Here is an 8,527-nt window from a genome sequence, read left to right as displayed (position 1 = left end):
CAAGCAGCAAGCCGGCAGCGACGACGAGGCCCATGGCCGCGGCCTGGGCATCGTCGATGCGTTTGACACCGCCGGCCGGCTCCGCGTCGCCCAATTCGGTCACCTGAACGCCCCATGGGGCCTCGCCCAGGCACCGGCGGGCTTCGGGCGCTTCTCCGGCGATCTGCTCATCGGCAACTTCGGAGACGGCCGCATCTCGGCCTGCTTGCTGAAGGCTTCGACTCGGGGGGATCACCTTGCGGGTGATGCGCGATGGGCGCCGTTCCACGCTAAAGGTCAGCTCGGATGGAGCGGGATCGGTCTCGCACGCCGGTAGCGCGTTGCTGGTCGGAGTAGCGGAGCGGACGGGCTTGACGCGGGCGTTGTCTGCGCGGTTGCGTCCGCTGCGCCGGCGCGGGGGCGGTCATGACCCCGGTCGTGTGCTCCGCGATCTCGCGGTCGTGCTCGCCGACGGCGGCGACTGCCTGTCTGAGCTGGCGACGATGAGCGATCAGGCGGCGCTCTTCGGGGAGGTCGCGTCGCGGTCGACGGCGTTTCGGGTGATCGACATGATCGCCTCAGATCTCGGCGCGCTTGATCGGTTGCGTGCCGTCCATGCGATCGCTCGCGCGCGGGTCTGGGAGCAGGCCGGCGCCCCGACGGCGTTGACGATCGATCTCGACGCGGGCGCTGATCACCGCTCATTCAGAGAAGGAGGGCACGGCCGGCGCGTTCAAAGGCGGCTACGGGTTTCACCCGATGCTCGCCGACGCGCACGAGACCGGTAAGGCGCTCGGCGGCGAGCTACGACCCGGCAACGCAGGCACCAACACCGCGGCCGATCAGATCGCCGTCGCCGAGCACGCGCTCGCGCAGATCCCGGCCGCGCACATCGAGGAGCTCACGCTGCTGCTCAGGGCCGATACCGCTGGCGTCACGCACCAACTGCTGGCCTGGGCGCGCGAGCGCACCGGGTCCGCTACTCGGTCGGCTACGAACTGACCGCAGCGGCCCACTCGGTCGAGGCAGCAACGGCGGCGCCCCCAGCGCCGCCTTGACCCGCCACCCGAGAAGTCGGCGTGCGACGCGACGCTACGCGTGCTTGAGCAGCCGGGCCAGGTCATGCGCCATCTGCTCCTGCCGCGTGCTGATGTCGGCGAGCTGCTCCTTGATCTCCTCGAGCAGACGGACAATCCGCTCGTCCGTCGCGGGCTCCTTGCTGTGAGCCATCGTCACCTCCTCTTCGAGTCGAGCTTACGCCCCACGAGCGAGCCGGATCTTGCTCCGAACGACGCCTGAGCGCGCTAGCGGTCGGAGGCAAACCCAGTCGCGCGGCCGACGATCAGCCGTGTGGAAACGATGGCTTGCGCTGGCCCCACCGCGTCCGGGCGCGCTTCGACGACGCCGACACTCAGTACGCCGACCGCGCCGGCGGCCCGGCTGCTGAGCCAGAGCTCCTTCGACCCGCCCACGGGCGGCGGCGGAGACCACGCCTGGCGCTTTCGACCTCGGCGGTGGTTGCCGCGACATCGTTCCCCGAAGCCACGGCGTCCGGCACGTGGGCGGTCACGGCGGGTCCCGATCCGCGCCCGCGAACGTCGTAGCAGGCACATCCGGCGGAGCCTCGAATTGGCCGGCGCGGAATCGGCGTCAGCGCAACCGCGTGCGCCGTTCCCCGCCATGGACGACCGCGTCGTCACGGCGCGCGACACGACGCGCTCTCACCGCGCGCGGCCGCTTCATCAACGGGTCGCGCTCCGCCGGCCGGAGCACCGCCACCACGTCGGGCTCGCTCAGCGCCCGATAGGCGCCGCCTCGCGTTGACCGGGGTGAACGGTCACGAGTTCGCGAGAAGCCGGAGCACCTGCACTGTCAGGCCGTCGAGTCTTGCTTGCTCACGGTGACGCTGCGCCCGCAGCTGGCCTCCTGACCAGCCAGACGGCGGGGCAGGCCGCGTGGGCGTGACGGGCGCAGCCCGGGGTGTGCTGGTGTCGACCGAGTTCCGCGGCCGCGCCAGCCAGATGCCGGGAGACGCTGGTCCGATGGCGACTGTTCCGCGGGTTTGTCGCATCCGGCCAAACCTACACGTACGCCAGCAGCGGTTGCGCGCGGTCCCGCTCCGGCACAACCCCGGATGGCGTCCTCACTCGCACGGCCGGGTCGGCACGCTACCGCGTACCGGTGCGCGGGTAGAACGCGGTCGGCGACGTACACGGGTATGTCGAAGTGCCCCCGGTTTCGACGCGCCGCAGGTCGAGATGACGGTCACGCGCGGAGCGGGCAGCGCCAGTAACGCGTGGACGCCCCGCGACCGTCCGCGCCAGAGATCGCGCCGTCAGACAGCGGTTCCTGGGCGAGCTCGGGCAGCGGCATGTAGTGGGCCACACCCGCGTTGTTGACCAAGAACGTGAGTGGCCGTGATGCCGCGAGGTCCGCGACGGTCGCCACTCCCTCGTCGGTCGAGAGGTCCGCCGCGACGGTCTCGACGGTGACGACAGTGGTTCGGCGGCGAAAGTCGCCAGGCGCTTCTCGCGCCCGCCGACGATGTTGAGGTCGTAGCCGTCGCTCGCCAGGCGCTCGGCGAACGCCTTCCCGATGCCGGAGGTGGCGCCGGTGATGAGGGCATTTTGATCGCTCATGCCTGCACTGTCGCTCGGTCGCGCGGTCGCAATAGGGACAGGTTGTCCGCCGAACCTTTGAGGCGTCCGCGCGCACACCGCACGAATGAGTAGCGCGGATCAGGGGCCGGCGTCGACGATGTGCATTGGCTGGCTCCGCGACGTCCGTCGGCACCGTGATGGCGTGAGTGCGTCCGGGCGCCGCGGCCCGCAGCCGTCGCGCGTGTCTAGCGCCGGTGGTTCTTTCGTGCGTCGAAGCGGAGTGTGTAGTGGCCCTTCCCGGCCTTGTCGTAGCGGACGACCACCTCCCCGGACGCGCCGCTATAGGTGCCTGTCCCGCCGGTGATCGCGAACCTGAACGGCCCGGGGTCGCCCTGGCCCTGGAACTCGTTGAGCCCCTGCACGGTGATCTGCCCGTTGCGCAGCCGGATCGTGGCCACGCATTGGTACGTCGCCACCGTGTACGGCGGAACGATCTGGGTGATGCTGCAGACCGCGCCGTCGGTGCCGGCCTCGCGACCGTTGCGGTAGACGGTGTCTGAGAACACCAGCTGGTCGCCGAGCGACGGACCGGTGGGGGCCAGATCAATGAACTGCTGTTGCTTCTGGACGGCGACGAGGCGAAGGGTCTTCCCCTTCCCGCCTGTTGCCGCCGGTGCGGCGGCGGCCAGCACCGCGAGCGCGACAACGGCCGCAACTGCCGGGTCGGACCAACGCTTGATACGCATGTCTCTCGCCTTTCCTCAAAGACCTTCGGTGCGTGAGGAACTGCCGTGAGACGGGTGGAGCGCGAATGACAGGGGGCGTGCCGCCGACGCTACGCCCGCGCATGGCCCCGCGTCAACGAACGGTTAAGGGATCCGACGCGGAGCGAGCGGGTTTCGGATAGCGTCAGTGTCGAGATGCGGTTGCTTGGCGTGCTCATCGCGCTTGTGGCGGCGTCGCTCGCCGCGGACACCGCCGTCGGCTCCTACCGCGTCGGCGTGAGCGAGCAGGCGGCGGCGATGTTCGACAACCCGGCGTGGCAGAGTCTTGGCCTGACGCGAGTCCGCTATCTCGTGCCGTGGGACTGGTACCGGCACGGCCAGGAGGCCGAGGTCACCGGGTTCATGAACGCCGCGCGGGCGCGCGGGCAGGACGTGCTGGTGACGTTCACCGCACATCGCGGGTGCTTCGACGGCCGCGTTTACGCGCCGGACCCGGCGTGCCGCGCGCCGAGTGCGCGCGCCTACCGCGAAGCGATCCGAACGTTCGATGACCGCTTCCCGTGGGTGCGCACCTACTCGGCCTGGAACGAGGTCAACCACATCTCACAGCCCACCTTCACGAGCCCGAATCTCGCGGTCCGCTACTACCGCGTGCTGCTGCACCAGAGCCGCACGCGGCGCTTCCGCGTGATGGCCGCCGACCTGCTCGACACCGCGAATCTGTTCCCCTATCTGCGGGCGTTCATGCGCCGCGCGCCGGGACGTCCGCGTCTCTGGGGACTCCATAACTACCAGGACGTCAACCTCCATACCTCCGCCGACACGCGTCAGATGCTCGCCACGGCGCCGGGAGAACTCTGGCTGACCGAGACCGGCGGCATCGTCCGATTCGGCGACAGCGCGCAGTTCGGATACTCCGAGTCGCGTGCGGCGCAGAGCACGCGCTGGCTGTTCACGCTCGCCGACCGTTATGACGCCCCGCGCCGCGGCCGGCGGTCGACGCTGACGCGGGTCTACGTCTACAAGTGGTTTGGCGAACCGTCCGACGCCCGCTTCGACGCCGGACTGACCGACATGTACGGCACCCCACGCGCAGGCTTTTTCGTCTTCCGGCGCTTCGCTCGTGCGCGAACGGCGCCGCGGCATCCGGGCGCGTCTGCACCGGCGATCAGCAACCCACGGCCGACGAGCACTTCGTTAGGCCCAAGTCTGCCGGTCGAGGACACTCGACGTGCTGAACGCAGCGCGCCGTGAATAACCCCTTGCCGTGTCGCTCGTAACTGACGTTCTGCCCGACGATCCTGAGCTACACCACGAACCGCTGCTGTCCGCGCATCCGACTCACACCAATCGCGCGCGCCCACCCGACGGGCCGCGGCCGACGTCGTCACCGACGATCGACACGCCACGCTCCTACACCACGTCTCGGGACTTGACTCGCGCGGCTCGTTCGCGTCGGCGTCGAAGCGCCGGCGGCGCAGCCGCCGGCGGGCGGCCCCTAGGCCGCCTGTCGGACGAGGTGGTAGTTGTGGAGCTTGAGCAGGTTGTGGGTGGCCATGTAGAGCCGCCATTCGGTTCTGACGGCGGCTCTTCCGCGGCGATGGAAGTGGGTGATGCCGCGGTTGTGTTTGGTGTTGCCGAACACGGACTCGATGATGTGTTGTCGCTGCTTGTAGAGCGCCTTGCCGTGCTCGGTCGTCAGGACGCGGCGCATGAAGTCATAGATCCCGCCGCGCCAGCCCGGCCTGGGCTGGTTCGCAGGCCCGACTCGGGCCGGATCAGGACCGGGATGCCGTCGATGAGGCGGATGCGTGGCTCGGCGGCGAGCCGGTGCGTCGGTCGAAGCGCGACGAGGAACTGGTCGCGAAGAGGGTCGTGGCGTTCGAGGCCGTCGTATTGGTCGGGTGCCCGGCCGGCGTCCTGGAAGCCGACGTTCTGGACGTGGTGCCCGACGTCACGGATGTGCACGTCGAGGTCGAACGGATCGTTGAGGAGGTCACGTCCGTCCCGATCCCGGTCAAGATCACCACATACGCGTCATGACTCCGGCCGGAAGGATCGCGGCGGTCCCAGCCGCCATGCCGCCATGCCGCCGGGGCTAACACGGCGATGGATGAGGGGCCAACTCGCCGGCCAGGCATCGAGCGTAACCTCGGCCCGTGCTCTTCGGGGATTGACCTCAAATGCCACGCACAACCGTTGCCCGCGGTGCCGTGCCGGCCGCCGGGCGCCAACGTGAGCGGCCGGCAAGGGCCGAGCATTCGCGGCGCGCTGGCGGTCGATCGCTCCGCCGTGAGTAGCCACTTCCCGCGTGTGTTCTCCTCCATGCTTTCACGACGCGGCGGCGATCAGCGCGTCGGCGAGCTCGGTCCGGGAGCCGATTCTGAGTTTGGCGTAGCTGCTGGTCAGGTGCAGCTCGACCGTCCTGAGCGTCACGAATAGCGCTTGCGCGATCGACCGGTTCGTCATTCCGTCGGCCGCCATCCGGGCCACGCGAAGCTCGCTGGGTGTGAGCGCGTCACGGCCGCGAAGCGCATCCCGGCGGGGTCGCGCGCCTGCGATGCGGAGTTCTTGGCGGGCCCGCTCGGCGATCGCGAGGCCGCCACAGTGGTGCGCGAGGTCGAGGGCCTGGCCGAGCCGTTCGCGGGCCGCGGAGCGCTCGCCGCGTCGGCGCAGCAGCGCACCGAGTTCGGTCAGGGCGCGCGCGTGCTCGAGGCGTGCGTCGGAGGCGTCGAGCACCGCGACGGCCTCCGTGAGCAAGGCCAGGTCGCCGTCGCGGGCGGCGGCGACTCCGGCGGCGTGCAGGGCGACGCCGATCGCCCGCGGCGCGCCCCAGCGCCGGGCGGCCTCGAGCTCTGACGCCGCGAGTGCCTGCGCTGCGGCGTGTTCGCCACGCGTTGCGAGCACCAGCGCGAGCTGTGAGCGCCACGGCATCATCCCTGCGTCCTCGACGCGCCATGCCGCTGTCAGCTCGCCGTTGTGGCGCAGGTCGGCGGCGGCGGCGTCGAGGTCACCGAGTGCGGCGTGGACGCGGGCGCGATGGTGCAGCAGGACGTTGGCCGGCCAGATTGGAGGCAGTTCGTGATCGAGGCCGCGGGCCGCGAGCTCGCGTTGCGCCGTGGACGCCTCGCCGCGCTCGACGAGCGCCGCGAGCAGAAAGGCCAGGGCGATCGTCGTGAGCCAGATCGTGTCCTGGGCCTCGAGTGCCTCGCGGGCGGAGGCGGCGGCGTCGCTGATCGCGCCGCGCTGATAGGCGGACATGGCGGCGACTGTCGCGGCCATCGCTGCGGTAAGGGGCCAGCCGTTCGCTCGGCCGATGGTCTGGAGCGCCGTGATCGCGGTGTCGCCTTCGTCGTAGTGGTCGGCGAACACCAGGACGCTGACGACCTCCGGCATCAGGCTCACGTTCGCGCTCTGCGTCAACAGCTCGGGGTGTGCCAACGCTCGTCGGGCGTGCGTCAGGGCGGCGGCGCGATCACGCCCGGCCGCCGCCGTCTCGACCGCGAACGCTGCCGACAGCCGCGGGTCGACTGCCTCCCCCTGCTCCGCGACGCGTGTCCGGAGCCCTTCGACTAGCAACTGGCGCAACTCCTGCGTCTCGACGCCCCAGCGCACCGCGGCCAGGCGCGCCACCACAACGTCGGGCTGGGCGTCTGCGACGTCCTCGTCGAGCACCGCGGCTGCGTCCGCGAAGGCGCCCGACAACGTTAACGCGTGCGCGAGGGCGAGCGTCGCGACCTGACGCTCGTCAGGACCCGGCGCGAGCGCCAGCGCCTCTCGGAGCTCCGCGTGGCCGGCCCCGGGGTCGAGCACGGCCTGCAGCGTGCCCAGTTCGAGCAGTAGGGGGCCGCGGTCGGCCGGGGCGGGCGGTTCGTCGAGTGCGCGGCGTAGGCAGGCGGCCGCGATCTCCGGCGCCCCGCGGGCGCGTGCTGAGGCAGCGGCCTCGCCGAGACGCGCGACCGTCCACGGATCGCCATTCGCCGAGGCGGCGAGCAAGTGGGAGGCGAACTCCTCCGCCGGGACGCCGTCGCCGTACAGCAACCGTGCGGCGGCGGCGTTGAGCCGAGCACGCTCCGGGCGGCCGAGCTCGTCGAGCACGACGGCGCGGACGATCGGGTGCCGGAAGTTGAGTCCGAGGTCGTCCTCGAGGATGTCGGCGCGCAACAGGGCGGTGGCCAACGCGGACGCAGTGGACATGTCGATGCCGGCCAGCGCGGACGCGCGCCGCAAGTCGGCGCGTGCACCGAGGATCGCCACGGCCTGGGCGAGCGCGGAGGCTTCCGGGCGAAGCGGCGCCAGACGCAACAGGACACTGCGCGAGACGATCTGCGGCGTCATCTGCCGGACGGCTGCGGCCGCCGCCACGGTGGGCTCGACCGCATCGGCCCGCAGGTCACCCGCCAGCTCGCGCAGGAGAAACGGGTTGCCGCCGGTCATCTCGTGGCAGGCGCTGCACAGCGCGTCGGGGGCGCGCTCGTCGAACGCGTCGCGGACGAGCGCGGCGCTGCCGGCCGCGCTCAGCGCCGCCGGGTGCAGCAGCGTGATGGGCGCGGCAGTTGCGAGGGCATCGAACACCTGCCGGTGCCCGTGCGGCTCGCCGGCCGCGGGACGCGTCGCCGCGAGCAGCAGCAGCGGGAGTCCCTCCAGCCGCACCGCGAGGTAGGCGAGGAAGCGCAGCGACGGTTCGTCGCTCCAGTGCAGGTCATCGACCACGAGGGCCAGCGGCGCGCGTTCGGCGAGGGCGACGGCGAGCCAATAGAGCCCGTGGATACGCGCGAACGACGCCTGCGTGTCATCGGCGGGCACGGCGTCCGCGCTGAACAGCGGCGCGGCGAGCGCCGCTGCGCCGTCGAACGACGGCGCAGCGTCTCGGAAGGCGTGCGTGAAGAGTTCGCGCGCCACCCCCCACGCGAAGGCCCGCTCGAACTCGCCGCCGCGCGCGGTGAGGACCGTCATGCCGGACTGGCGGGCGGCAGCAGCGCCGGCGCGTAGGAGCGCCGTCTTCCCGATGCCCGCGGGCGCCTCCAGCAGCAGTCCACACGCCTGCCCCTGCCGGGCGGCGGCAACGGCGGCGCGGAGCGCATCGGCCTCGGCGACTCGCTCGAGCAGGTCGCTGAAGCCACGCTCCCCCATGATCAGACAGCTAACCACGACCGGCTACGTCGTTCAGAACTTCTGTGGTCCCTACCGAGATGCGGGCACGCCCGCGACAGAGCAGGGTGG

Annotated in this window: 9 protein-coding genes and 2 pseudogenes; 5 read left to right on the top strand and 6 right to left on the bottom strand. The window is 71.1% G+C overall.

Features of this window, described 5'->3' with window-relative positions; genetic code table 11:
- The 3 genes and pseudogenes from OM076_RS37405 to OM076_RS37395 form a co-directional block, all read left to right on the top strand.
- A pseudogene (locus tag OM076_RS37405) lies at positions 1-316 on the top strand (TIGR03118 family protein); the annotation flags it as partial.
- Entirely contained in the window at positions 246-767 is a 522-nt protein-coding gene (locus OM076_RS37400; RefSeq protein ID WP_270045285.1) for a transposase, read from the top strand. The pseudogene OM076_RS37405 and the gene OM076_RS37400, both read left to right, overlap by 71 nt.
- Positions 655-981: a transposase gene (locus OM076_RS37395; protein WP_308214368.1), complete on the top strand. Its 327-nt coding sequence runs from the start codon at positions 655-657 to the stop codon at positions 979-981. The genes OM076_RS37400 and OM076_RS37395 overlap by 113 nt, the downstream gene beginning before the upstream one ends.
- A 90-nt stretch (positions 982-1,071) precedes the next feature.
- On the opposite strand, the gene OM076_RS37390 is transcribed toward OM076_RS37395, so the two are convergent.
- From OM076_RS37390 to OM076_RS37380, 4 genes and pseudogenes are all read right to left on the bottom strand, one after another.
- Complete coding sequence (locus OM076_RS37390) at positions 1,072-1,209, bottom strand: hypothetical protein (protein WP_270045284.1); 138 nt, start codon at positions 1,207-1,209, stop codon at positions 1,072-1,074.
- A 1,035-nt stretch (positions 1,210-2,244) separates the two neighbouring features.
- A complete protein-coding gene (locus OM076_RS37385) occupies positions 2,245-2,427 on the bottom strand; it encodes a hypothetical protein (protein WP_270045283.1) in 183 nt (60 codons plus the stop codon).
- A 113-nt stretch (positions 2,428-2,540) separates the two neighbouring features.
- A pseudogene (locus tag OM076_RS47040) lies at positions 2,541-2,618 on the bottom strand (hypothetical protein); the annotation flags it as partial.
- Positions 2,619-2,824: 206 nt separating this feature from the next.
- Entirely contained in the window at positions 2,825-3,325 is a 501-nt protein-coding gene (locus OM076_RS37380; protein WP_270045282.1) for an allene oxide cyclase barrel-like domain-containing protein, read from the bottom strand.
- Positions 3,326-3,499: 174 nt separating this feature from the next.
- On the opposite strand from OM076_RS37380, the gene OM076_RS37375 reads away from it, so the two are divergent.
- Positions 3,500-4,558 (top strand): glycosyl hydrolase, encoded by a 1,059-nt coding sequence (locus tag OM076_RS37375; protein ID WP_270045281.1) that lies wholly within the window; start codon positions 3,500-3,502, stop codon positions 4,556-4,558.
- 244 nt (positions 4,559-4,802) lie between these two features.
- Here the strand turns inward: OM076_RS37375 and OM076_RS37370 are convergent, their stop codons facing one another.
- Positions 4,803-5,018 carry a transposase gene (locus OM076_RS37370; RefSeq protein WP_270045280.1) on the bottom strand — a complete coding sequence of 72 codons (216 nt, stop codon included), beginning with the start codon at positions 5,016-5,018 and terminating at the stop codon, positions 4,803-4,805.
- 116 nt (positions 5,019-5,134) lie between these two features.
- Between OM076_RS37370 and OM076_RS37365 the strand changes: the two genes are divergently transcribed.
- A complete protein-coding gene (locus OM076_RS37365; RefSeq protein WP_270045279.1) occupies positions 5,135-5,347 on the top strand; it encodes a hypothetical protein in 213 nt (70 codons plus the stop codon).
- 288 nt (positions 5,348-5,635) lie between these two features.
- On the opposite strand, the gene OM076_RS37360 is transcribed toward OM076_RS37365, so the two are convergent.
- Complete coding sequence (locus OM076_RS37360; protein ID WP_270045278.1) at positions 5,636-8,437, bottom strand: AAA family ATPase; 2,802 nt, start codon at positions 8,435-8,437, stop codon at positions 5,636-5,638.
- Positions 8,438-8,527 lie beyond the last annotated feature (90 nt).

The organism is Solirubrobacter ginsenosidimutans, from assembly GCF_027587205.1.
Note: the sequence above shows the minus strand (reverse complement) of the source record. Positions and strands in the feature narration are given on the sequence as shown.

Coding starts and splice junctions, on each gene's coding strand:
- OM076_RS37375 (WP_270045281.1), top strand. CDS start 3,500: ATGCGGTTGCTTGGCGTGCTCATCGCGCTTGTGGCGGCGTCGCTCGCC.
- OM076_RS37390 (WP_270045284.1), bottom strand. CDS start 1,209: ATGGCTCACAGCAAGGAGCCCGCGACGGACGAGCGGATTGTCCGTCTG.
- OM076_RS37360 (WP_270045278.1), bottom strand. CDS start 8,437: ATGGGGGAGCGTGGCTTCAGCGACCTGCTCGAGCGAGTCGCCGAGGCC.
- OM076_RS37400 (WP_270045285.1), top strand. CDS start 246: ATGCGCGATGGGCGCCGTTCCACGCTAAAGGTCAGCTCGGATGGAGCG.
- OM076_RS37380 (WP_270045282.1), bottom strand. CDS start 3,325: ATGCGTATCAAGCGTTGGTCCGACCCGGCAGTTGCGGCCGTTGTCGCG.
- OM076_RS37370 (WP_270045280.1), bottom strand. CDS start 5,018: ATGCGCCGCGTCCTGACGACCGAGCACGGCAAGGCGCTCTACAAGCAG.